This is a genomic window from Flammeovirga sp. EKP202 (assembly GCF_014534745.1).
GTDB lineage: Bacteria > Bacteroidota > Bacteroidia > Cytophagales > Flammeovirgaceae > Flammeovirga.
Genome location: NZ_JACVVP010000074.1, coordinates 1 through 24,322 on the forward strand (window position 1 = coordinate 1; position 24,322 = coordinate 24,322).

The window sequence follows — 24,322 nt, forward strand, 5'->3', positions numbered from 1 at the left end:
TAGGTGATGTTCCCAATAGATTAGACGCTCCTGCTGATGGTTGGAATTACTTATTAAGAATCTACGAGCCAGGACAGTCAGTTTTAAATGGTGATTACAAATTACCAAAAGTTGAGAAATTAGTTGTGCCTTCAAAATAGGTTTTAGATAAATTCATTGAAGCATGAAGCAAGGGGATGATCTCCTTACTTCATGCCTTTTTTATGTATTTATTAGTAACCCAATACTTATTTCTAAATCTCACAATCTCCCCTAACTCCTATTCCTAAAATAAGTATCCTGCGTAATCTGATTCAGCAATACTTTTGATTCTACATGATCAAACATCATTGGTTTTGGAAGGTTACCAAACAAAGGAATACCGCCCCCCAATAAGATCGGAATAGTGGAAATGATCATCTCGTCAATTAAATCTTCTTTCAAGAAATTTTGAACGGTGATACCTCCATCGATGTAGAGTTTATGAAATCCTTCCGCATGAAGGTCATCTACTAATTCGTGTAAAGGGCCATTGACAATAATGGCTTTATCTTCAAATTCTTCAGGAACTTCTGTTAAGGTATTCGAAAGAACAAAAACAGGTTTTGAGTAAGGCCATTCTCCTCCCATATTGCATACCATCGTAAATGTATTTCGGCCCATGATCAGGCCATCAATTCTTTCCATTAAAGGATGTAATCCCACATCTTCTTGATTAGGGTTAGGAACACTATTTAGCCAATCTAATTCTCCTTGTGGACCTGCGATGTAACCATCTAAACTTTTAGCGATAAATACTATATTTCTAGTTTCCATACTTCTTCTTGATTGATATAAGAGCGAATTTAAAAATGGATTACCAATAGAAAAATAACACTGGTCAACACCATAAAAAAAGAGCTAAGAATGAGGAACAGATATTTTAGTTCTTCATCCTTAACTCTTAATTTTTTAATCAAAAAGTGCTGCTGTGTTAAACGCCTTCCGCTACTACTTCTTTCACTTGAGGAACCATTCTTTTCAATAAGTTCTCAATGCTCATTTTAAGTGTGAAAGTTGAAGAAGGGCAACCAGAACATGCACCTTGAAGTAATACTTTTACGATACCAGTTTCTTCATCAAAAGAGTGGAATTTGATCGCACCACCATCCATTTCAACGGCAGGCTTGATGTACTCATCTAAAACACCTCTGATTTTTTTGATGGCTTCAGATTCCGCTTTTTCTACGATCGTTTCATCAATATTCTCAAAAATTGGTTTTTCAGCTTCGAAATATTCCAATAAAAACTCTTTGAATTTAGGAATGATTTCGATCCAATCAGTGCTACCTTCTTTTTTAGTAATTGTAATGAAATTACTCATGTAGAAGATACGCTCCACTTCCTCAAACTTTCCGAAAAGTTCTTTTGCCAAAGGAGAAACCTCTGCCTCTTTGATGCTTGGAAAATCATAGCTCTCACCACCTTTCAATAACATAAAACTCAACATGAATTTCATGGAATTAGGATTAGGGTTCGCTTCTGTATATATCGTTATGTTTTGCTTGGGACGTCCTGCTTGTTGTGTTGAATTTTCCATCGTGATTGATTTTTTTATGAATAAATATTTTTTGTGTGTAATCACAATATTTGGCAAAACAAACATTTAGCAAATTCTTATCAAAAGAAATAGTGAAAACAAACAGCTTTTTCGATCAAAATTAACATATCGACCTACAAAAAGAGGAAATATCTTGAAATAGTGACATGATTTCATAATTCTGAAACTAGTTTGTAACTTTGTCCCTGATTATGAGTTATTCTTGTAATCGAAAACGAAAACGAAAAATAAATGATAGAACTACCAGTAATCTCTTCGGAGAAAAAAGAAAAGCCTCAACGTAGGCCGGATTGGTTGCGTGTAAAACTACCTATCGGTAAGGAATATGCTAAAGTGCGTAAATTGGTAGATCAGCATAAGTTGAATACTATTTGCCAAAGCGGTAATTGTCCTAACATGGGCGAATGCTGGGGTGAAGGTACAGCAACTTTCATGATTTTAGGAAATATATGTACTCGTGGATGTTCATTCTGTGCAGTAGCAACAGGTAGACCAACCGAATACGACGCAGAAGAGCCAAAACGTGTGGCAGATGCTATTCACAAAATGCAGGTCAAACACGCGGTAATCACTTCTGTAAACAGAGATGAGTTAAAAGATAGAGGTGCTGAAATCTGGTACCAAACTGTTGTAGAGACAAAGAAACTCAATCCAGAAACAACTATCGAAACACTAATCCCTGATACTAGAAAGAACTGGGACGCATTGTATAGAATGATGGAAGGCGGTCAGGAAGTAATTTCACACAACATGGAAACAGTGAAAGAACTTTACAGAGCGGTTCGTCCTCAAGCAAAATATGATCGTTCTTTAGAACATATCAAAAGAATTGTAGATGCTGGTCGTCGTGCTAAAACAGGTATCATGCTTGGTTTAGGTGAAACAGACGAGATGGTATTTAGAATTATGGATGACCTTGCAGAAAGAGGTTTGCATGTAATGACTTTAGGTCAATACTTACAGCCTACTAAAATGCACCACGAGGTAATCGAGTACATTCACCCAGACAAGTTTGAGATGTATAGAGAGGAAGGTCTGAAAAGAGGCATCAAGTATGTTGAATCTAGCCCATTAGTACGTTCTTCATACCATGCAGAACGTCACGTAAATGTGCCGCTTTAATTCAAACGACATCAACTTTTTTACAATGGCTTTGTTAAATTCACTCTAACAAAGCCATTATTTTTACCCCTATGGAAAAATATACAAGACAGCAGTTAGCATTAAGAAACGGCCAAGATAGAGAAGAAATCTGGGTAGCCTTTGAAGGTAAAATCTATGATATGGGGAACTCAAGGTTATGGAGAAATGGAAAACACTATGAACATTGGGCAGGTCAAGACTTGACTGCTGAAATGAAAGATGCTCCCCATACTGCTTTTGTTTTCGACAAATTTGAGCCAATTGCTGAATTGGCAGACTAAAATGAATAAACTAACAAAGCTTCATGCTCATCTCTTCTTGATGGGTGCATCTATAATCTATGGATGTAACTTTGTGATTTCTAAGTTGGCAATGCCTGCTTATATCACTCCTTACGCTTTTATCTTTTTGAGGATCACTGGCGGTGCAATTCTCTTTAATATTTTGCATCAATTGACCGTAAAGGACAGAAGGATTGATAAAAAAGATATACCACGATTTCTATTAGCAGCTCTTTGTGGAGCCTGTATTAATCAGTTATTATTCTTTGATGGACTTTCCCAAACAAGCCCAATCAATGCTTCAGTAATAGTTGTCTCAGTGCCTATTGTTGTGCTCACACTGTCTTTTACCATTCTAAAAGAAAGCATCACGCCTTTAAAAATAATTGGTATTACATTAGGTTTTATGGGGTCACTCATGATGATTGGTTTAAATGGAATTGCGTTTCATTCTGGATCAATGGTAGGTGACCTAAAAGTTTTTCTAAATGCTGTTCTCTATAGTTTTTATCTTATCATCACTAAACCACTTTTGGTAAAATACCACCCCAATACAGTGATGATGTGGGTTTTTACTATGGCAGTACCTTTTGTGATCATCGCATCTTGGTCTGATGTACAATCCACCAATTGGGAAGCGATTCCTCTTCCAATTTATGCTGCAATAGCTTATCCCGTGTTATTTACTACATTGATTGCCAATCTTTTTTATGCCATTGCAATGAGAGTGGTCAATGCTAGTACTGCAAGTTTTTACATTTACTTCCAGCCGATGGTGGCTACAGTTGTGGCTATTATTGTATTGGGCGAATCCTTAAAAGGAGTTCAAGTGATAGCTGCAGTTTTGATTTTTGCAGGGGTGTATTTGATTGGTAAAAAGAAGAAATAATTTTAAGTAGGATTTTCTACAAGCCCATCCTTAATTCTTATCACTCTATCCGCTTTCTTTGCCAATTCAGGGTCGTGCGTCACAATGATCAATGTAGTTCCTTTTTCTTTATTCAATTCAAAAAGAAGGTTTTCTACATGATTACTCGTTTCCTCATCAAGGTTACCAGTAGGCTCGTCTGCGAATAATACTTTTGGCTTACTCACAAAAGCCCTTGCCAAAGCTACCCTTTGTTGCTCACCTCCTGAAAGCTGATGTGGGTAATGTGTTTCTCTTCCCTCTAAACCTACTTCATTTAAAATAGCCTTCGCTCTCTCTTTCACATTTCTTTCTCCTCTTAACTCAAGCGGAGTCAGCACATTTTCTAGTGCAGTCAATGATGGTAAAAGCTGAAAGTTTTGGAAAATAAAACCAATTTTTTGATTTCTGATGTCTGCTTTTTGATCCTCTGTCAAGTTTGTTATGTCTATATCATCCAAGATCACTTGTCCTGAAGTAGGAGCGTCTAAACCTGCTGTAAGTCCAAGTAAGGTTGTTTTTCCTGAACCCGAAGTACCTACGATAGCAACAATTTCACCTTCTTTGATTTCAAAAGAAATGCCTTTGATGACTTCTAACTCTCCCTTTGAGCTTCTAAATGATTTTTTGAGATCAATTACTTTCAGCATGTTGGTTTGTTTTTTAAGGTGTAATATTAAAGTTTTCTGGGTTTTCTATCAATACAAGATCATCAATACAGAAACGTTTGTCTATATATTCAATCCCTGTATCCGCATGCTTTGCCGTGGTATTAATTTCAAATTGTAATCCTTTTACCTTACCCAATGAAGAAAGGTCAACTGACGTCCATTCCTCTAATACTGTCAAAGATAGGGTACCTCTTTCGATCATACGTACTTCCACTGAATCAGCTGTCAAAGTACGGTCCTCATTGATTCCTTTGATCACAATATCATAATAATCTCCTCTACTAAAAGCTGAATCAGGAGCAATATCTCCCCTTGCGTAACGCACAACTTTTGGATTATTGGCCAATGAAATGCTTAGTGGAGAAAATAATGAATCGAAATTAATCTTGATATCATTTTGTAGTGTGTCCATTCTTGCAATACCAAATTGATTTTGACTTTGAGTCTGAATGTACGCACCGTATTCTACATAATTAGCATTCGTAGAATCAATAATATTAGAGTAACCAAAATCGGCATATTCTTTTGTATCTGTAGGAGGTGTATTGTTAAAGCTTATTCCACCAGATTCAAAAGATGTTGGAGCTGAATTTCCACTTCCTATCCAAAAAGAATCTTCCTCCAAAGGTAAATCCTCAAATGTGGCAACTCTATTGATGATATTGATAAGGATTTCAGCATAAGAGTCGTAGTTTTCATTAGAAGCTGAAAAACGAGCGACTTTACTTCCTTCTTCTGTGTACCGGATTGGTTCAGAAATTAAACCATTGACAATTACTTCACCATCAACTGACCATTGGTATGTTGTTGAATCTCCTCCTCTAACTCTCGCCTCATAGATGATAGTATCTCGAGTGGTCACTAGTGCTTGTGCAGTCACCGGATTGACCTTTGGGGACACAATGGTGAGTTCTAAGCGTGGACCAGTAATTTCTTCAACTCCACAACCTAAAACAGCCAAGAAAGATAGGATAAAAATATATTTAAGGAACTTCATTTGATATGAATAACTTATTTTTTAACGTAAGGAGGTAACGGCAACTCTTTTAAAAACTGATAGGAAGAATTGTCAAAATCGATTTTGCAAAAATAATGTTGCAAACCATTGGTTATACCAATAAACGGAGCCTTTAAAGTAGCATTGTAAGCGGCCACTTGCTTAAAAGTTTCGTTCGTTAATTTGACTGACGGTGCTTTACATTCTATCAGTAAGTAAGGTTGACCATCTCTATTGTACAAAAGGAGATCCGAACGCTTTGCTTTTCTGTTTACTTTCAGTCCATTTTCTATCCCAACTAACCCTTTAGAAACTCCCATGGATAGCAACATCTGTAAAAACTGCTGTCTTACCCATTCTTCAGGTGTGAGTTGGAGCATTTTTTTTCGAATTGGATCAAAAATATACTGCTTCCCGTTTTTTTCTTCTAAACGGACATTGGACTTCGGTAGATTTAATTCTTGCATGCATTGAATCTAATTTGAAGTAAATTTACAATACTTCATTAATTTATTATTGTTTCTCCACTAGCAATTTGAGTCAAATTTAGAATTTGTTATTACCGTCATCTCATTTTCTTAATAGAAAACCTTAACAGAAACTTTTCAGACCATTCCTCATCCTTACTTTAAATCACTGATTTGTAGCGAATTTCAATAAATTCGATGTCATTTTATTGAATTATAAATAATAATCGAAATACTATTTAAGGTGAAATGATAGCAGCCTTTTTTCATCGACATAAATAAATCACTTAAGACTCAACATTAACTGTTACAATACCTTTTTTTTAATCATACATTTTTGATGATATTGAGAAAGTGAAAGGTTTTCTTTCAACTTAATCAAAGTATTGAACATGAAACAGCTTCTAGTAACTATCCATCTACTCATTGTTTCACTGAGTGCTTTTGCTCAGAAACACGAACTTCAAAATCAATTATTAGAAAATTACCAATGGTCTTCTGTAACTCAAAGTCAAAAAGTTAAAGGAAGACATGAAACTTCTTTCGTTCTCCATAAAGACAAATTCTATTTGATAGGTGGTCGTGAATCGAAAGCAGTAGAAGTATTTGATCCATCTTCTAACACTTGGACCAAAGTGGGGGACGCTCCTTTTTTTATGCATCATTTTCAAGCAGTTTCTTATCATGACCATATTTATTTTGTTGGAGCCATGAAAGGTAATTACCCTGTGGAAACACCTTTAGAACATATTTGGACCTATCAACCCGAAAAGAATGAATGGAAGAAACAAGGACTCATTCCTAAAGAAGTAAGGAGAGGAGGCGGTGGAGCCGTTTTATATCAAGATAAAATCTACCTTGCTTGCGGTATCACAAACGGTCACACTTCAGGATGTTCCAACCGTTTTGATGTTTATGATTTATCAACCAATACATGGGAGCAATTAACTTCAGCTCCTCACTTGAGAGATCATTTCAATGCAGTGGTGGCTAATGATAAACTCTATCTTATTGGAGGAAGAAACAGTAGCGTGCACCATAAAAACAATTTTACGGCATTCTTTAAATATACCAATCCTTTTGTGGATGTATATGATTTTAAAACACAACAGTGGATCACTCTAGAAGATCGTCTTCCTTACCCAAGTGCAGCGGGAGGTGTTATCAAATTAGATAATTATTTGATTTATATGGGTGGAGAAAATGCTCAACCTAAAGCTTCGAGTAAAACTCAGGTTTTAGAACTAACGACTCATAAATGGTCATTGATGTCTGATATGATTGAAGGAAGACATGGCACAAATGCTATTTTATACAAAGGAAGCATTTATGTTTTTGGTGGAAGTCCAGTAAGAGGAGGAGGAAGAGTGAATACGATGGAGAAGCTGGGCAAGTAGTAAGAAATATTTTATATAAGTCACTTTTGGAATAATAATTTATAAGAATAAATGTACTACTTGAACAAGCATCAAAATTCAATTGTATATTTAGATGTAAGTACTAGAAGAAGAATAAAAAGTCGTCTTGTGATGATTGGTACTTAAAGTAGAACAAAGATCTTTTTTTATAACCTAGCCCCAACAATACACATTGTCTAAAGAAGAACCATATTTTTCAGTACAGAAAGAGTATATCGTTAGTGATCTCACACAAGATAACGACGGCTATTACTATTCCTATAGTTACCTCTACAACTGGATTAAAATGGAGGAAAATGATGACCTAAAATATGAGTTAGATTCCTATTTTTTCTTAAAACTTTCAAGCTTCTTTTTAGAAATTTCTTTACCAACTACCCATCGTAAATTTGAAAGAAAGATGATACATTCAGTGTCATTAAAAAAGAAAAAACTTATCCTACCTCTGCTTGTCGGTGGTATTATTGGGCCACTATCCTTAGTTGCTGCCAACATAGGAAGTGTGTCTTTATTTACCGGGCTTTCACTTTTTTTGGGTGCTTCTTTATTATTTTATTTCGGATTTATTGGAAATTTTCAATTAGAAGTAAAATTTAAAAACGGAACGCAAAATCAGTTTTTCATCGACATAGAAAATACTGATATACAATATTTTATTCAACAATTAAATACAGAAATAGTGATGGATAACAGTAGATACTCCCGAATGAACCTTTAAATATTTACATTTATTTGTTGATTATTTTTTGAAATAATTTGGAAAGTAAAATTTATCCCTCTACATTTGCATCGCATTTCAGAGAAACGGCTTCAGAAGATTGTCCGATGGTGTAATTGGCAACACGTCTGATTTTGGTTCAGAAGAGTCCAGGTTCGAGACCTGGTCGGACAACTACCAAAAAATATTTGAAGCCTTTCTTTGAAAACTGTCCGATGGTGTAATTGGCAACACGTCTGATTTTGGTTCAGAAGAGTCCAGGTTCGAGACCTGGTCGGACAACAAAAGCCTTATAGTTTTTCGCTATAAGGCTTTTTTTTTGTCTGCTATTTCTATATTTGTAAAACAGATAGCTTAAAAAATTACTAGCATGTTAAAAAGAATAATTAAATTAGTCACAACTTTTGTGTTAATGGTTACTTTAACCACTGCCTATGCACAAGAGACTGCAGGTTCAGGTACTTCTACTAGTACAACAAATACATCCACATCTACCCCTAAAAAAGTTAAACCAACAGGTCCTGCAGATGATACCCTATTAGAAGGTTACAAATTCATGTCGAAACGTGGTGGACGTTGGAAAGAATATAGAATGATCAAGCAATCTTGGCTTGATGATTATTGGGTTTTGGTAGAAGACTCATTGCAAACAGCCTATTCTGATGCTGCTATGGCACGTAAAGAAACGACTTTAGCACAGCAAGAGGTAAAAGAAATGCAATCACGACTTGGTGAAAAAGACAGATTAATTGAATTAGGTGATTACATTAACCTTGTAGGAATGGATGTACCTAAGTACTCAGTGATGTATACTGCCTTTGCAATTATTGCAGTATTAATCATTGTAGTCATCGTTTTATTAATTCGTTTCCAAACCAATAATCAAGCTGTAAATGTGATCAAAAAAGATCATGACTCTTTACAGACTGAATTTGATGATTTCAGAACTAGAGCACAAGAAAGAGAAATGCAAGTGCGTAGAGAACTAGTGACTGAAAGAAATAAAGGTGAAGAATTACAAAAAGAATTAAGTGCTCTCAGAAAAAGAGAAAATAAGTTATCATAATTCTTTTATAAAAATACTATACATAAAAAGCTCACTTCCTCCCCAAAGTGAGCTTTTTTATGCATTTTGCATTCTAAGTAATAAGACAAAGTGAGGTCAAAGGACTTTTTTATCCATTTACTTTATGATTTAGAGAAATCTAGCGTCAGTTTTGAATCATCAATTGCATTCCGTAAAAATGTTGTTTAGAAAATATTTTACTCCATTTATACTTTTAATTTGCCTTTTGGGCTGTCAGAAAAAACAAAACACACTAGAAGGGTTAGTGGATGCTTCTGCACATGAAGATGAATTTTATGAGAAGCAAATTTCTTTCTTAGATGAAATTATTGCTCAAAAGCCAGAAGACGCGTCGCTTTTTGCGAAAAGAGGTGGAGTAAAAGTAAGAAAGAAAGATTACGCAGGGGCGTTAGAAGATCTTGAACAAGCTATTTTATTAGATTCTACCCAAGGTGTTTATTACTTTGGAATTGCGACTTCTTATTATTTCTTGGGTAATATGGGTGAATCTATCACAAATGGAAAAAAAGCGATGACACTTGGTTATAGACACCCTCAATTAAAAACATTTTTAGGGTCATCGTACACCGCATTAAACCAATTTGATAGTGCTATTTACTTTTTGGAAAGTTCTTTAAGTGAAATTCCACAAAACAGTAAAACCTACAGGGCGTTAGGAAAGACTTTTGCTAAAATGGGCGATTCCAAAACCGCTATCAAAAATTACCAAAAAGCAATCGGTTTTGATCCTTTAGATTCCATTGCCTATGCTGGTATTATTGAAGAAAGTGTACTTTTAAATGACTTAGAAAAAGCAGTAATCACTTACCAAGAAGCAAAAAAGATGTCTTTGAATTCTTCTGACATGAAATATTCATATGGAAGCATACTCAATGAACAAGATAAATATGACAGTGCCATTATTATATTTGAGGAAGTTTTGAGAGAAGAACCTTCGCATTGGAAATCTTCAAGGCTTTTGGGTAAACTTTACAGAAGAAGAAGACAACCTTTAGAAGCAAATAAAATATTCTTAGAGGGGCTAAAATACAATCCTGAAACAAAAGAGCTTTGGTATGAGCTTGGGCTTACTAATCAGTATGTACTAAGAAATTATGCTGAAGCAAGAAAGAATTACGAGAAAGCACTTGAAATAGATCCGACTTATAAAGATGCTCGATTAGCTTTAATCAACTTAAAAGTAACACTAAGAAAACTATACGCACCACCTTCTGAAGAGGATTTGAACAGTTCTGATACAGAAGAAGTGCAGTCATAAACTCTAACTATATACATATCGTTTAACGATTCTAAAATTTACCAGTAAACTATGATTTCAAAAACTTTTGGAAGCTCCGTATATGGAGTAGATGCTACACTGATAGAAATTGAAGTAAATGTACTAACAGGTAAAAACCTTTATGTGGTAGGTTTGCCGGATAGTGCCATCAAAGAAAGTGAGCACAGAGTGGAATCTGCCGTAAAACACTTCGGTTATGCCATACCTAGACAAAAAGTAGTTGTCAATTTGGCTCCTGCAGAAGCTAAAAAAGAAGGAGCAGCATTTGATTTGCCTATAGCCTTATCAATACTTCAGTCTTCTGGACAGATTGGAGCAAGAGACTTTGATAAATATATCATTTTAGGAGAGCTTTCTTTAGATGGAAAGCTTAGACCTATCAAAGGTGCTTTACCGATAGCGATTGAAGCGCGTAAGAATGGCTTCAAAGGTTTTATTTTACCTGTAGAAAATGCCAAAGAAGCCGCCATCGTCAATAATCTTGATGTTATTGGAGTCTCTACATTACTAGAAGCCATTGAATTTATTCAGGGAGACAAAGAGATCCAACCTTTGAAAATTGAGACCAGAGAACTTTTTAATGATACACTAGACCACTATGAAGTAGACTTTTCTCAGGTTCAAGGACAAGAAAATATGAAAAGGGCAATGGAAATTGCTGCTGCTGGAGGTCATAATGTTATCATGGTAGGCCCTCCTGGTGCAGGAAAAACAATGTTGGCCAAAAGACTTCCCACAATCCTTCCTTCATTAGGGTTACAAGAAGCTTTAGAAACCACTAAAATACATTCCGTAGCGGGTAAATTGGGTTCGAATGGACAATTGATTTCAACACGTCCTTTCCGTGCTCCACATCATACCATCAGCGACGCCGCTTTGGTAGGTGGAGGTGGAATACCTCAACCAGGAGAAATTTCTTTATCTCATAATGGCGTTTTGTTCTTAGATGAATTGCCAGAATACAAGAGAACTGTTTTGGAAGTGATGCGTCAACCTCTGGAGGAAAGAAAAGTGACCATCTCTAGAGCCAGAATGTCTGTGGACTTCCCTGCCAATTTCATGTTGATTGCAAGTATGAACCCTTGCCCGTGTGGTTATCATAATCACCCCGAAAAAGAGTGTACTTGCCCTCCAGGAGCTGTACAACGTTACTTGAACAAGGTAAGTGGTCCGCTTTTGGATAGAATTGATTTACACGTAGAGGTCACACCTGTTTCTTTTGAAGAAATGACAGAGGTAAAACCTGCAGAAAGTAGCGAGGCTATACGTGAAAGAGTAATTGAGGCTAGAAAAATTCAAGAAGAAAGATTTAAAGATTTTACGAATGCGGTGCATTGTAATGCTATGATGCCTTCTCAATTAGTGAAACAGGTATGTGTCTTAGATGCATTAGGAAAAAATCTTTTGAAAGCGGCTATGGACCGTTTAGGACTCTCTGCAAGAGCTTATGATAGAATTCTGAAAGTCGGAAGAACTATAGCAGATCTTGCAGGAAGTGAGAATATTAAAGCAGAACATATTGCGGAAGCTATTCAATATAGAAGTTTAGATAGAGAAAGCTGGGCTGAAGGATAAAAAGGGTGTTTACAACGCTCCCAATGAGGATATTCCAAACAAGCTCTAAAAATTATCGCTATCCAAAAAATCACACTATATTTGCAGTGTCTTCCAACTATTAAGGAGATAAGTACTATCAATAAAGAGATTTAACTTGTGAAAATCATAATCGCAGGTGCTGGAGATGTAGGATTCCACTTAGGAAAACTACTGGCACACGAAGATCACGATATTACCCTTATCGATACAGATGAGGATAGTTTAAACCATGCGGCAAATCATATTGATGTTGCCACAATTAAAGGTTCATCTACTTCATTTGCAACATTAGACGATGCAAATGTGAGTAAATCTGACATGCTAATCGCAGTCACTTCTTCTGAAGAAACCAACCTTATCACTGCCATGGTAGCGAAAAGGTTAGGAGCTAAGAGAACTATTGCAAGAATTACGAATAGTGAATACTTACATGCTCGTGAGGTTTTGGACATGAGAAGGATGGGGGTAGATGAAATGATTTCCCCACAATTATTGGCTACAAAAGAGATCAAACGTCTCCTAAAAGAGGCGGCAATTACAGATACATTTGAGTTTGAGAAGGGGCTATTATCACTAATTGGTATAACCATTGACGAAGAAAGACCTCTTTGTGGAAAAACTCTGGAAGAGACAACCTACCTCAATAAAGACTTTAAATTCTTAACCGTCGCCATTCTTCGTAATGATGAGACAATCATTCCAAGAGGTAACACACGTTTTGAATTGGGAGATCACGTTTATTACATTGCGAAGCCTGAAGGTGTTGAAAGCGTGCTTCAATTGACAGGAAAAAAGCAATCGAAGAAGATCAAACGTCTGATTATCTTAGGTGGTGGTAAAGTAGGTTTCTATGCCGCTCGTTCATTAAGCCACAAATACAATGTCGTTTTAATCGAGAAGGATAGAGACAAGGCCATTGAAATGGCGGAAGAACTGCCAAATACATTGGTGATTAATGGTGATGGTAGAAATGTTGACTTACTTGAAGAAGAGGGAATTGATACAGCTGATGCATTTATTGCAGTAACTGGCGATTCAGAAACCAACATTATCACTTCATTAGTGGCGAAGAAGCACGGTGTTCAAAAGACGATTGCCCTGGTAGAAAATATGGATTATATCCACCTTTCTCAAAATATGGGTGTGGACACATTGATCAATAAGAAACTTATAGCAGCAAGCTTCATATTTAGATATATCCGTAGGGGAGAAATTATTTCACTAACAAACGTTCATGGTGTTGACGCCGAAGTATTGGAATTTGTAGTCAACGAGAATTCTCCAGTTACTAAAAAGGAATTAAAAGCATTAGGTTTCCCTAAATCTGCCATCATTGGTGGTGCAATTAGAAGAGGAAAAGCTTACATTCCTAAGGGTGATTTCCAATTTGAACCTTATGACAGAGCCGTGGTATTAACACGACCGGAATGTATTTCTAAAGTAGAAGCATTTTTCCGTTAAGCACTGATTTTTTATGGGAGAACAATTTCAACAGCGCAAAAGTCAATTTAATATTGGTTTAATTGCTAGGATAATGGGTATTCTTATTGTACTCAATGGAATATTCATGTTTATATGCCTGCCTTTCTCTTTTTATTTTGGAGGAGAGGACTGGTTTGCATTATTACAATCAGGAGTAATTAGTATTCTAGCCGGAGGATTGACGATACTTTATGGTGAACATAGAGGCTACAAAAGAGAAATCAAGAAGAAAGATGGATATATCGTTGTATCATTAGGATGGGCCTTAATGGCGTTTTTTGGTAGTTTACCCTATCTATTCAGCCACGAAATTCCATCACTTACGGATGCTTATTTTGAAACCATTTCAGGTTTTTCTACTACTGGTGCATCTATTCTTACGGATATTGAAGGTGTAGGAAAGGGGATTTTATTCTGGCGAAGTCTAACACAATGGATTGGAGGAATGGGTATTATTGTACTTGCAGTTGCCATATTACCTTTCTTAGGCATTGGAGGTATGCAGCTTTTTGTTGCTGAAGCTCCAGGTATCTCTCCAGACAAGCTTCAACCAAGAATTAAAGAAACAGCCAAAAGACTTTGGTGGGTATATGCAAGTTTAACAGTCATAGAAACCATATTGTTGATGACAGGAGGAATGAGCTTTTATGACGCTCTTAATCATGCACTCACCACAATGGCAACAGGAGGTTTCTCTACTTACAACGACAGTGCGGCTTCGATGAGTCCATATATTCAGTATATCTTAATCTTCTTCATGCTTTTAGCAGGAACCAACTTTACATTGAACTATTTCTTATTTAAGAGAATGTTCAAAGCAATCTGGACCAACGAAGAATACAGATATTACATTGGAATTATTTTCTTATCTACTGTTTCTATAGGTGGAGTAGTAGCATACACTACCAACTTAGGAATTGAGAAATCATTTAGAGATGCATTGTTCCAAGTAGTCTCCATTATGACTACAACTGGCTATGTCTCGGCAGACTATACAGCTTGGGCTCCTTATGCTACAATGGTTGTATTTGTATTGATGTTTTGTGGCGGTATGGCAGGATCTACAGCAGGTGGTGTGAAGATCGTTCGTCATATTATCCTTTTTAAAAATACATTTCTGGAATTAAAAAGACAGTTACACCCTACAGCAATTATTCCTGTAAGGTTCAATAATAAAGCCGTTAAAGGAGGGATTACATTTAATGTTCTCGCTTTTATTATGGCTTATTTCTTAATTTTTGGTCTTGGAATCTTAGTACTTTCAGCATTGGGTGTTGACCTAATGACGGCAATAGGTGCTGTAGCTACTTCATTGGGTAATATTGGACCTGGTATTGGTTCGGTAGGTCCTGTAGATAACTTTGCACATCTTCCTGATGCAGTAAAATGGGTATTATCTTTCTTAATGTTGTTAGGAAGATTAGAATTGTTTACTGTAATGATTATCTTCACACCATACTTTTGGAGTAGATTCTAAAATAAGTACAAGTCTAGAATTAATTTTACCAAAGTACTTAGTTCTAAACAGCAATTTTTTAAATAAATAATAGTGGAGTTAGAAGTAGTGAAAGAAAATAAAAAGAAAATTAGCCTATCGGCTATTTATGGTGTAGCCATCTTAGTCATAATTATAGATCAAATCAGTAAGATTCTTGTCCATAATTTTATGGAAATGGGAACACTGGGTGAAATACATGTTATTGGTGATTGGTTCCGTTTGCATTACTTACTCAATCCAGGAATGGCATTTGGTATGCAATTCGGCAATGAATACGGAAAATTATTATTGACCTTATTTAGAATAATTGCATCTGGCGGAATTGTATATGCCATTTACAACCTTTATAAAAAACCTACGCATCCAGGCTTCCTTATCTGTATTGCCATGATACTAGGAGGTGCCATTGGTAATGCCATTGATAGTATTTTCTACGGTGTATTGATCGAAGGTAACGCTATACCTGGTTCTTCATCACCTTGGTTTCATGGACAAGTAATTGACATGTTGTATTTCCCAATGATTGAAGGAAACTTCCCAACATGGTTACCAATGATAGGAGGAGATCACTTTTTATTCTTCAGCCCTGTCTTTAATATCGCAGACTCTGCTATTTTCTTAGGAGTAACTTTTATTTTAATCTTCCAAAATAAGTTCACTGAATTTGAAAAGGCTCACGAAGAAAAAAAATAGATGTTTATAATAACATCCAAAAGATAAATTTAGAAAGAGTAATGGTGAAAACTGTTACTCTTTTTTTGTTTTGAAAAAAGTGTAATCCGACTGAAGTCACCTTTCTAAAGAGTTGTAAATAATGTTGATCACTTTTAATAAATGATGAACATCACTAACAGAGGAATACTTTTGTAAAATGCAATACCAGTTTACATTTATTGCGATTTATTTACTGTTACTAACTAAATAACGATATATAAATCAAATTTAAGCCGTTACATTGCACATGTATTCGATGATCAAAGAAGAAAATTATCTACTAAATACTAGTACCTAAGTAGAATTACAGCTAAAAAATTATCCAATTATCAAACTTTAAAATAATGAAACTGAACTTAATATTCATTTTATCACTGTTTGCTACGTGCAGTTTATTTGCACAAACTAAAAACTATTCAAAAGACAATAGTACAATTAAAATTGAGGGAACTTCTTCTTTACACGATTGGCACTGCGACGTTAATGATGTAACAGGAAATGCTGACGTAACACTTGAAGGAGATAAAATTACAGCCGTAAATAATCTTGATTTAACTTTCGTTGTGAAAGGTATCAAATCTGGAAAAGGAGCGATGGACAAAAACATCTACTCGGCTTTAAAAGAAAAAAGTAATCCTACCATTACATTCAAAACCACTTCTGCTACAATTGACGCTAACGGTGCCGTAAAAGCACAAGGACAGTTGACAATTGCAGGAACTACAAAAGAAGTTACACTTCTTGCAGATACTTCTGTAGAAGGTGGAAAAGTAAAATTTGAAGGTAAAACTACTTTCAATATGACTACTTATAATGTTGATCCTCCAACAGCAATGTTTGGTACTATCACTACTGGAGATGAAGTAACAATCGATTACTCCGCTTCATTCAACTAGAATATATGATATAAGGAAAAGGTAAGATCATTTGCTTCATTTCCTTTCTCAATTATACCTACCTAATATTTATACCTAATTTATATTATCAGATTTATTATGAAAAATCTATACAAGATTACAGGAGTATTTGCTTTACTTCTTACAATGCTTGCTGGCAATGTTATGGCCCAAAAAATTAACGGTGTTTTTGATCGTGATATGCAATATATGCGTTACAATGATCAACGTGGCGTAAACGTATTTGAAACAACGAAAGAAGATACTGTTGGATTTGATGGAATGAAAGTACGTGTTGGAGCGGACTTCGCATTACAAATGCAAGGTTTAGGACACTCTAACAGTGGTGCAGTAGCGTTAGCCGAGATTCACCCAGGTGTAAACCTTCCAACTGCCAACTTAAACATTGACGCTCAGTTAGCGGATGGTGTGAGAGTACATTTACAAACTTACCTTTCATCTCGTCACCACAATGATGCATGGGTAATGGGTGGTTACTTACAAATTGACAACTTAAACTTCTTAAACTTAAATAGTCAATTGGCTGATAACTTAATGGATGTATTAACCATTAAAATTGGTCAAATGGAATTGAACTACGGTGACCAACATTTCCGTCGTACAAACAATGCTTACGCTTTAGGTAATGCGTTTATGGGTAACACTATCATGGATGCATTTGCTACTGAAATGGCAATGGAAGTAATGGCACAGAAAAACGGTTTCCTTGCAGTTGGTGGTCTTTCAAATGGTAAATTAAACCAAGGTGTAACTTCAACTGGTAACTGGTCAGTATATGGTAAGATTGGTGTTGACAAGCAAATCAACGATGATTTAAGAGCTCGTTTAACAGGTTCAGTTTATCACAACTCTAACCTTGCTAACTCAAACCTTTATGCAGGTGATAGAGCAGGTTCAAGATTCTACTCTGTAATGGATGTTCCTGGTCACAGCCCTACGTCATCATTCAGAAATGGTCGTGTGAACCCAGATTTCACTGGTAACATCACAGCATTCATGATCAACCCATTTGTGAAATTCAAAGGTTTAGAATTCTTCGGTACTTATGAAGTATCTAACGGTGCTAGCAAAGGTGAAATGGCAGCTGATAACTCAGAAACAAGACAATGGAACCAATTAAATGCTGAATTAATCTACCGTTTCGGTAAGAATGAGCAGTTCTATGTAGGTGGTAAGTACAATACAGCTTGGGGTACTAACAGTGCTCAAAGTGGTAACTACATCGACCCAACAATTCCTGATGGACAAAACAATGTTGTTGGTACTTGGGACGTAGCTCAAGCTAGCGTTCGTCAAAACCGTGTAGAAGTTGCTGCAGGTTGGTACATGACAAGAAACGTTATGATGAAAGCAGGTTACGTGATGCAAACTTACGAAGGGTATGACGTATACAATGCAAGTGTAACAGGTGCTCCAGAAGGTGCTGTCGGTGGTTCAGTTGACGCAATTTATGAAGACGGTAAATTCAATGGTTTCATGATTGAAGCAGCGATTAGCTTCTAATCTACCTTGAATTAAGATATAAAGAAAAAGGTCAGTTCTTTTTAAGAGCTGACCTTTTTTCTTATATCATTACTATAAACTAAATATCATTATTCTGTATATGCACCAGATGAGTACGTCAACTCATAACTATGTGTATAAATCTCAAAAACAACCCCAAAAGGATCTTCCACATAAACCATCTTATAAGGTTTTGAATTCGGATAATACTCTCTGATTGGCATTCTTTGTTTTCCTCCTGCATCCACAATTTTTTGCGTCAATTCTTCAATGTTAGGATCCTGAACACAAAAATGGAATAAGCCTGCATTAAATGGATTGAACTCCGGCTTTTTCGCTTCAGTAGTTGGGAAAGAAAATAACTCGATTCCTACACCATCTGAAGTCGCTAAATGGGCTATTTTGAAAGTTCCCCATCCACTACCAAATACATCAATACACATCTGACCAATTGCCGTTTCATTCTCTTCCACAACATCAGAAGGAGGCATAATTACATACCAACCCATGATCTCAGAATAGAATTTTACGGCTTTTTCAATATCAGGTACAGTGATTCCGATATGAGAAAATGATCTAGGATAGCTTTGTTCTTTACTCATAAGTATTTTTTCGTTTATTTTGGGTCCAATATTAAATATAAGTATTCTGTAAATCAATATCTTACAATAAAGTGCTATAGTTACCAAAAGGTGTGAATTACTGATTATAAGCCAAATAAAAATAAGATGATTAATAAAAAATATGAATGTTCCCTTCACCTCACCATGGACTTTGTAGGGAGTAAATGGAAGCCATTGGTACTTTTCCATTTATTGGACGGAAAAATGCGATCTGGAGAGCTACAAAAGACAATACCAGAGATTTCAAATAAGATGTTTACACAAACGGTAAGAGAATTGGAAGAATGCCAATTAATCAAAAGAACTGTATATCCTGAAGTACCACCAAGAGTTGATTATGAATTAACGGAGTTAGGTTATTCACTAAAACAAGTACTACAATTGATGGATCAGTGGGGGAAAGATTTAATGGAGAAACAACCGTAAAGTTTAGACAAAAAAAGAAGGCTAGTCTCAAAAAAACTAGCCTTCTCCAAGCTCTCTCTTCAATCTATTCATCTGACTTCTATGCTGCTTAACATAGTTTTTCTTTCAATGATTTGTTGATACTACTCAAGTAGTACAACTCAGTCATTAATTTCTTACTTGGTACATTACAAATATGGAATTTTGAGAGGTATTACTGAAGGTATTTATGCTTTTTAATCTAAAACAGGAGGCTTTATAACTTTTTTAAGAGTTATATTTAAAAATTACATAAAAAATGTAGTGGTGTTACCTAACAGCTACCATATCAATAATTATGATTTAAAATTGCCAAAAAACTTTCATTGCTATTGAAAAGACTATTAACTATGATTAACATTTAGTAACTTGCAGGTTGACTAACGGTAATTTTTAATTTATGAAACTTCAGAATCTAGCCTTATATCTTTTTGCTTTTTCAACTTTCATCTCCTGTATCGCTCTAGAAGATGAATTTGACCCAACAGTTACGACTGACGTTGTAAGTGATAAGATTTACTATTACAAAGATTCATTTCCAGTAGCTATTACTTTCAAAGACAATGCTCTAATTGAAGAAAGTAAAGTGAAATTTCAAATTGAAAACCCTCAATTAATTGCTAATGATACGGTCATCTTTGCATTTGAAAAAACGTTTTCTGAAGTACTTGCTCGTCAGCTGCAATTTGATACAACCTTCATTGTACCTTCGTATGTAAGAACAGGTAGATACTTAATGGAAATCAGCAATAAAGATGCAGGGAATAATTTCATTGTGGATACCGCTTATTTTTTAATTGGAGCTGATGTTCAATCACCAGTTATCGAAAACTTCTCGGTGACCTCAGCTATTGAAGGTAACTTAGAAAATGAGGCCTTTTGTAGAGCGGAGAGGATAGTCGTCAACGCTTTAGTTACCGATAATATTGCACTGAAAAGAATTGGAGTGAGTATTGCAGACGCTACACCTCGATATTTCCAAGCCAATAGTATTGATACAATAGATGTTGCTGAGTTAGTACAAAGACAGCTCTTTATTTCTGATAGTCTAGAAAATGGGGTTTACAATTTAAAACTGATTGCTGAAGACGTTTTTGGAAATACGATTGAAGAAACTACTCAGATTAATGTCAATTGTGATGATCAACCCGCTGTATTTGTTTCTTATCAAGAAGAGTCTGGTATTGAAATACCTTCCAATAGAATTGTAACACTTTTTCCAGGCGAACAGTTTAGTCTAAATAGTCTTGTGTTTACAGATGCCGGAGGATTAGATTCTGCTAGGTTAGAAGTATCAAGAATCGGTGTAGCTCCATCTATTGGTGAACCCGCTCCTGTTGTGAATGAAACACCTATAGAAGTTGACCTTCAAGGTGTCAATGAACAGGACCTTGCACAAGTATTTAACAATGATGATTTCCAATTTAGTTTCGATCTTCTGGATACTCAAGCAGGTGAAACTATCTTTATAAATATCACTGTAAAAGATGGAGAACAAACGTGGGAAGAAGCCACTTTCTTTAGGTTCTCATTGGTAGCCAAAGAGGATTTAGCCCCAATCATTAGAATTGCAGATTTAGTCATTGACGGAACTAAGGAATACGTTCCAGAAAATGATGTATTGGATTTGACGGATAGACTGATTGGTAAAAATAGTATTGATATCGCTGTAGAAGGGAAGATACAAGAAAATGTAGGTTTAGCCTCTATTGAATATAGTTTTGTCAGTGATAGGGAAGAAATTACACCTGTAAGTGGAGCCTTAGATGATCCTTCTGTATTTACTTCTTACCCTGTTGACATAGGTACAACTCTAAATACTGCGTTTACTATTGATGCTGATCCCCCTGTTTTTGGTGAAGTAATTTATACTTTAACCATCACGGCTACAGATATCAAAGGACAAACAGATGATGTGACCTATAACTTCAGAGTAACCTACCTTGAAGCAGAAGAATAAAAATTCTCTCTCTGTAACAATAAAGGTCATATCAATTGAATTTGATATGACCTTTATTTTTAAAACATGTTCCTTATAAAAAATTCAACCTTGATAAGAAGTTGTTTTTGTAAGAATTACCAATCGGAATACTTTTCTGAGGCATCTCAATTTGTAAATCTTCTATTGTTTCAACCTTTGTAAGATTAACAATATAAGAACGGTGAACACGTATAAAATTATCAGGAAACTTCTTCTCTAAAGCTTTCATTGTCGAGTGAATCACATATTTCTTATCAATCGTATTGATCAACATGTAATCCGATAAAGCTTCTACGAAATAAATATTCTTTAAAGATAGTTTTACAATCTTATTGTCGGCTTTTACATACAAAGTATCATCCTCACTATTCTCCACCAACTTCTGATCACTTTCTTCAATAGACGTTTTTCCTTTCTCTACAGCTTTCAGAAAACGAGGATAAGTGATTGGTTTGATTAAATAATCAGTAAGGTTGTATTCATAGGCTTCTGCACCAAAATCCCTTCGTCCGGTGATAAGAATGACCTCAGGTAACTTTTCAAGTGATTGAACCAATTCAATCCCTGTCATCTGCGGCATTTCTATATCCAAAAACAGAAGGTCAACGGCTGTATCTTTCAGCATTTCGTATGCTGAAACAGCATTATCAAATTCCCCTACAAGCTTTAAGCCATTGGTTCTTTTGATAAAGTCTCTCACTACCATACGAGATACTTCCTCATCATCCACTATGACACATTGTAAATCGGCCATACTATAGTTCTAATGTTTTTAACTTTTGAATGTATTTTCCTAATATATCAAATTCTAAATTGATTTTAGTACCTTTTTTGATTTTATGGAAATTCGTATTCTCAAAAGTATAAGGAATGATAGCTACACTAAACTGACCTTTTGCATCATCTACAACTGTTAAACTTGCACCATTGACACAAATAGAACCTTTTTCAACGGTAAAGTTTTTAGTTGAAGGGTCATATTGGAATGTAAATCTCCAGCTTCCTTTTTCATCCACAACGTCAATACACTCACCAATTTGATCTACATGCCCTTGTACAATATGTCCGTCAAAACGTCCATGAGAAGGCATACTTCTTTCTAGGTTCACAACATCACCTACAGTCCAATCACCCAAATTTGTTTTTTGTAAAGTTTCATGAATTGCAACTACTTGATGCTTGTTATCTTCAATATGTGTAACTGTTAAGCAAACACCATTATGCGCTAAACTTTGATCTATTTTTAATTCGTTTGAGATAGATGACTCAACCGTAAATATTGTATTTTCTTGATCTTTTTGGATATCGACAATGGTTCCTAATGCCTCAATTATTCCTGTAAACATTCTATGACTATGGTTTAATTATTATTACAATACAAGTTAGGCAAATTTACGAAGAGAAGTTTTACTTTTGTGTATTAAGTGATGACAAAAAGGTACTCGCAGAGAACAATCATCATTTATATAGCCGATATCAACCGTATGCTCAAAACATACCAAGGCTTATTTATCTAGAAATTACCTTACCTATTATCTACTTTTCTTTTTCTTATGACTGTAACCAATATAGAACAAAGATATGAGATTGTTAAAGGATTGATTGACAATGAAAATTGGAATGCACTTGAAGAGGTTTTATTAAAACTTCCTCCTGTAGAAATTGTTGAGATCCTTGAGAAACTAGAAGAGAAAGACCTTCTTATCATATTTACACTATTCCCTAACAAAGAGAAAGCTCAGATTTTTGGCGAGCTCAATAGGGACCTTCAATATTACCTTTTCAAGAGTCTTGAGAGAAGATCTTTTTCAAAAGTTTTTGAAGCGATGCGTTCTGATGAACGAGCCGACTTTTATCAGGAATTGACAGTAGATGAACAATCCGCTTTGTTACCTTACCTCAACAAACAGGTAAGAAGCAATGTTGTGGAATTGAGTGGGTACGATGCTGACTCTGCAGGAGGCATTATGACTACAGATTTTGCAACTGCAAGAAACTGGATGACGGTCCGAGAAACGGTAGATAAGGTAAAGAAAGATTCTCCAAGTAAAAAAATGATCTACTATGTGTATGTAGTGGATGATGAAAAAGTACTATTAGGTTTTGTGACTTTGAAAGATCTGATTCTGGCAGAATTAGATGACAAAATTGAAGATCTTATGATTGTTGATTTTGTAGCTGCTACAGTGGATGAAGATAGGGAACAAGTTGCAAGAAGAATCGAAAAATATAATTTGGTAGCACTACCTATCCTTAACGAAGAGCGAAAACTAGTCGGTATTGTCCGTCATGATGACGCCATAGAAGTCATTGTCGCTGAACAGACGGAGGACATGGAAAAAATGATGGGTATTACATCATCAGCAGGTGAAGATGATGATGAAGGCTACATGGATATTTCTGTCTTTAGGCATTTCAAAAAAAGAGTGCTTTGGTTAGTATCTTTGGCAATAATAGGGATGATCTCAGGTCTGATTCTCCATCATTTTGAAGATGCTTTGGATCAGATGGTAATTCTCGCCTTGTACATGCCTATGCTAGCAGATACCGGGGGAAATGCAGGTAGTCAAGCAAGTACTGTAGTGATTAGAGCACTTTCTTTAGGTGAAGTGACAACCAAAGACTGGTGGAAAATCACATTTAAAGAAATGAGGATTGCTTTGCTTTTAGCGGTTTGTCTATCTAGTATTGCTTTTATCAAAGTGACATTATTATCATTCAATGCTATGTTGCCAGGAGGACTTACGTTATCCTATGTTGCATTTATTATTTCATTAGCATTGGCTCTACAAGTAGTAACCTCTACAATGATTGGAGCAGGTCTACCCCTTATCGTCAAAAAAATGAAAGGAGACCCTGCCGTTGTTGCAAGTCCAGCAATTACCACTATTGTCGATGTTACAGGACTGTTAATTTATTTCAGCTTAGCAACTGCCTTTCTTCTAAATGCTATAGGTTAATTTAGTACAGTAAATTCATTTTCAACATTTTGACGTTTTTTAGAGACATTATTAAAG

General features: G+C 35.6%; 24 protein-coding genes and 2 tRNA genes. 18 read left to right on the forward strand and 8 right to left on the reverse strand.

What is annotated here, in order from left to right; translation table 11 throughout:
• Positions 1 to 252: 252 nt before the first annotated feature.
• Together IC221_RS26970 and IC221_RS26975 are read right to left on the reverse strand one after the other, a co-directional pair.
• Positions 253 to 795, reverse strand: a complete 543-nt coding sequence (locus IC221_RS26970) for a dihydrofolate reductase family protein (protein WP_188171922.1) — start codon at positions 793 to 795, stop codon at positions 253 to 255.
• Positions 796 to 952: 157 nt separating this feature from the next.
• Positions 953 to 1,558: a NifU family protein gene (locus tag IC221_RS26975; RefSeq protein WP_188171923.1), complete on the reverse strand. Its 606-nt coding sequence runs from the start codon at positions 1,556 to 1,558 to the stop codon at positions 953 to 955.
• 252 nt (positions 1,559 to 1,810) lie between these two features.
• Here IC221_RS26975 and lipA point away from each other — a divergent pair, with 252 nt between their 5' ends.
• From lipA to IC221_RS26990, 3 genes are all read left to right on the forward strand, one after another.
• Entirely contained in the window at positions 1,811 to 2,701 is an 891-nt protein-coding gene (gene lipA, locus IC221_RS26980) for a lipoyl synthase (RefSeq protein ID WP_188171924.1), read from the forward strand.
• 71 nt (positions 2,702 to 2,772) lie between these two features.
• A complete protein-coding gene (locus IC221_RS26985; protein ID WP_044207574.1) occupies positions 2,773 to 3,003 on the forward strand; it encodes a cytochrome b5 domain-containing protein in 231 nt (76 codons plus the stop codon).
• Position 3,004: 1 nt separating this feature from the next.
• Positions 3,005 to 3,892, forward strand: coding sequence for a DMT family transporter (locus IC221_RS26990; RefSeq protein ID WP_188171925.1), 888 nt, complete (start codon positions 3,005 to 3,007; stop codon positions 3,890 to 3,892).
• 2 nt (positions 3,893 to 3,894) lie between these two features.
• Here IC221_RS26990 and IC221_RS26995 read toward each other — a convergent pair whose 3' ends face one another.
• From IC221_RS26995 to IC221_RS27005, 3 genes are read right to left on the reverse strand one after another with little or no spacing between them, the layout of a single operon-like run.
• Positions 3,895 to 4,560: an ABC transporter ATP-binding protein gene (locus IC221_RS26995; protein ID WP_188171926.1), complete on the reverse strand. Its 666-nt coding sequence runs from the start codon at positions 4,558 to 4,560 to the stop codon at positions 3,895 to 3,897.
• A 13-nt stretch (positions 4,561 to 4,573) separates the two neighbouring features.
• Positions 4,574 to 5,578, reverse strand: coding sequence for a DUF4465 domain-containing protein (locus tag IC221_RS27000; RefSeq protein WP_188171927.1), 1,005 nt, complete (start codon positions 5,576 to 5,578; stop codon positions 4,574 to 4,576).
• Positions 5,579 to 5,592: 14 nt separating this feature from the next.
• Positions 5,593 to 6,045, reverse strand: a complete 453-nt coding sequence (locus IC221_RS27005) for a type I restriction enzyme HsdR N-terminal domain-containing protein (RefSeq protein WP_188171928.1) — start codon at positions 6,043 to 6,045, stop codon at positions 5,593 to 5,595.
• A 392-nt stretch (positions 6,046 to 6,437) separates the two neighbouring features.
• On the opposite strand from IC221_RS27005, the gene IC221_RS27010 reads away from it, so the two are divergent.
• From IC221_RS27010 to IC221_RS27065, 12 genes are all read left to right on the forward strand, one after another.
• Positions 6,438 to 7,442, forward strand: coding sequence for a kelch repeat-containing protein (locus IC221_RS27010; RefSeq protein ID WP_188171929.1), 1,005 nt, complete (start codon positions 6,438 to 6,440; stop codon positions 7,440 to 7,442).
• 193 nt (positions 7,443 to 7,635) lie between these two features.
• Complete coding sequence (locus tag IC221_RS27015) at positions 7,636 to 8,181, forward strand: hypothetical protein (protein ID WP_188171930.1); 546 nt, start codon at positions 7,636 to 7,638, stop codon at positions 8,179 to 8,181.
• A 101-nt stretch (positions 8,182 to 8,282) separates the two neighbouring features.
• Positions 8,283 to 8,355: transfer RNA gene (locus tag IC221_RS27020), tRNA-Gln, on the forward strand.
• A gap of 35 nt (positions 8,356 to 8,390) precedes the next feature.
• Positions 8,391 to 8,463 (forward strand) — tRNA-Gln (locus tag IC221_RS27025).
• Positions 8,464 to 8,551: 88 nt separating this feature from the next.
• Entirely contained in the window at positions 8,552 to 9,247 is a 696-nt protein-coding gene (locus IC221_RS27030) for a hypothetical protein (protein WP_188171931.1), read from the forward strand.
• A 178-nt stretch (positions 9,248 to 9,425) separates the two neighbouring features.
• Positions 9,426 to 10,526: a tetratricopeptide repeat protein gene (locus tag IC221_RS27035; protein WP_188171932.1), complete on the forward strand. Its 1,101-nt coding sequence runs from the start codon at positions 9,426 to 9,428 to the stop codon at positions 10,524 to 10,526.
• Positions 10,527 to 10,577: 51 nt separating this feature from the next.
• The gene (locus tag IC221_RS27040; RefSeq protein ID WP_188171933.1) at positions 10,578 to 12,122 is read left to right on the forward strand and encodes a YifB family Mg chelatase-like AAA ATPase; all 1,545 of its coding nucleotides are present in this window, start codon (positions 10,578 to 10,580) and stop codon (positions 12,120 to 12,122) included.
• A gap of 138 nt (positions 12,123 to 12,260) precedes the next feature.
• Positions 12,261 to 13,604: a Trk system potassium transporter TrkA gene (gene trkA, locus IC221_RS27045; protein ID WP_188171934.1), complete on the forward strand. Its 1,344-nt coding sequence runs from the start codon at positions 12,261 to 12,263 to the stop codon at positions 13,602 to 13,604.
• A gap of 13 nt (positions 13,605 to 13,617) precedes the next feature.
• Entirely contained in the window at positions 13,618 to 15,102 is a 1,485-nt protein-coding gene (locus IC221_RS27050) for a TrkH family potassium uptake protein (protein ID WP_223241508.1), read from the forward strand.
• A gap of 72 nt (positions 15,103 to 15,174) precedes the next feature.
• Positions 15,175 to 15,816, forward strand: coding sequence for a lipoprotein signal peptidase (locus IC221_RS27055; protein ID WP_253273995.1), 642 nt, complete (start codon positions 15,175 to 15,177; stop codon positions 15,814 to 15,816).
• Between the two features lie 365 nt (positions 15,817 to 16,181).
• Positions 16,182 to 16,733 carry a YceI family protein gene (locus tag IC221_RS27060; protein ID WP_188171935.1) on the forward strand — a complete coding sequence of 184 codons (552 nt, stop codon included), beginning with the start codon at positions 16,182 to 16,184 and terminating at the stop codon, positions 16,731 to 16,733.
• Between the two features lie 99 nt (positions 16,734 to 16,832).
• Positions 16,833 to 18,257: a hypothetical protein gene (locus tag IC221_RS27065; RefSeq protein WP_223241509.1), complete on the forward strand. Its 1,425-nt coding sequence runs from the start codon at positions 16,833 to 16,835 to the stop codon at positions 18,255 to 18,257.
• An 89-nt stretch (positions 18,258 to 18,346) separates the two neighbouring features.
• On the opposite strand, the gene IC221_RS27070 is transcribed toward IC221_RS27065, so the two are convergent.
• On the reverse strand, positions 18,347 to 18,859 hold the full coding sequence (locus IC221_RS27070; protein ID WP_044207542.1) for a lactoylglutathione lyase family protein: 513 nt from the start codon (positions 18,857 to 18,859) through the stop codon (positions 18,347 to 18,349).
• 126 nt (positions 18,860 to 18,985) lie between these two features.
• On the opposite strand from IC221_RS27070, the gene IC221_RS27075 reads away from it, so the two are divergent.
• Entirely contained in the window at positions 18,986 to 19,306 is a 321-nt protein-coding gene (locus tag IC221_RS27075) for a helix-turn-helix domain-containing protein (protein ID WP_188171936.1), read from the forward strand.
• Positions 19,307 to 19,724: 418 nt separating this feature from the next.
• A complete protein-coding gene (locus tag IC221_RS27080; RefSeq protein WP_188171937.1) occupies positions 19,725 to 21,284 on the forward strand; it encodes a hypothetical protein in 1,560 nt (519 codons plus the stop codon).
• A 73-nt stretch (positions 21,285 to 21,357) separates the two neighbouring features.
• Here the strand turns inward: IC221_RS27080 and IC221_RS27085 are convergent, their stop codons facing one another.
• Positions 21,358 to 22,059 carry a LytTR family DNA-binding domain-containing protein gene (locus tag IC221_RS27085; protein WP_188171938.1) on the reverse strand — a complete coding sequence of 234 codons (702 nt, stop codon included), beginning with the start codon at positions 22,057 to 22,059 and terminating at the stop codon, positions 21,358 to 21,360.
• Between the two features lies 1 nt (position 22,060).
• The gene (locus tag IC221_RS27090; protein ID WP_188171939.1) at positions 22,061 to 22,651 is read right to left on the reverse strand and encodes a riboflavin synthase; all 591 of its coding nucleotides are present in this window, start codon (positions 22,649 to 22,651) and stop codon (positions 22,061 to 22,063) included.
• Positions 22,652 to 22,858: 207 nt separating this feature from the next.
• Between IC221_RS27090 and mgtE the strand changes: the two genes are divergently transcribed.
• Positions 22,859 to 24,265: a magnesium transporter gene (mgtE, locus tag IC221_RS27095; protein WP_188171940.1), complete on the forward strand. Its 1,407-nt coding sequence runs from the start codon at positions 22,859 to 22,861 to the stop codon at positions 24,263 to 24,265.
• Positions 24,266 to 24,322: the final 57 nt, after the last annotated feature.